We start from the raw sequence: 885 nt of genomic DNA on the forward strand, positions 1-885 counted from the left end.
TAGCGACGGTTGCGCCCATTTCTTCATAGTCAAATTGAGTGCTTTCAACCGATGAACTTAATAGGTCTTCAATACCTGTGGATTCCGCAAGGCCAGTAGTTTCTACTTGTCTAACAATGTCATCAATAGTTGCTGCATCTTTATTTAGGATGGTGCTTACTTTGCGAATTTCACGGCGAGTGTAGAAATTGATAGTTAGCGGGTCAGTATCCACTAACAAGTTAAAGTTATGCATTTCATCAGAGCGATATGAGCTAAAACTTTTTTCACTTAGAGAGTCTTTTAGAAGTTTAGCGGTATCTCTGGTGTCGCTAATATCTCCGCTGTTAGCGGCGTTGATAAAGTCTTGTTCTATTGGTGAATTTTGATAGTCGAGAACGTCAGAGTTAAAAGACTCTCCGTAAAGCTGTCGCTGGCCACTATTTATTGCAAGATAGATCTTGTCGGGCTTATCGCCTCGGTTGAAGGCAATCAAAGCAGGGTTGTGAGCGGACGCGTTAAACTTTGAAGCTGAAGCAACACCGGTTCCGCCCATAGCCATGGAACGAGGGTCTAAAAATACTTTGTAGCCACTTAGTGCGGTTGAGCTATAAGCGAGACAAACTAAGCAAATGGCAAAGTTTGATAAGCTGAAGGTGGATCTGAAATTCATTATTTCCTTGTTCCTTGAGCGGGTCCTGACTAGTTAACTTATGCTGGCTAACGGTACGGTGACTGTACGTAGCTTGATCTGTAGAGGCAATTTTAACGGAAAGTCGAAAGTGACAACGACGGGCACGTCACGCTTTGTAACATAATGTCCAAATTCGTGGTAATTTTTTTGGCTTAACTGTGCTTATGTATTGAAGTCATTTAATGACTCTGTATTGCCGCCTAACAACCTTA

Annotated in this window: 1 protein-coding gene; it reads right to left on the reverse strand. The window is 42.1% G+C overall.

From position 1 onward, the window contains the following. On the reverse strand, window positions 1-652 hold a 652-nt coding region (locus tag A3763_RS22850), incomplete at its 3' end, for a hypothetical protein (RefSeq protein WP_197483065.1). Window positions 653-885: the final 233 nt, after the last annotated feature.

This window comes from Oleiphilus sp. HI0128 (genome assembly GCF_001635365.1).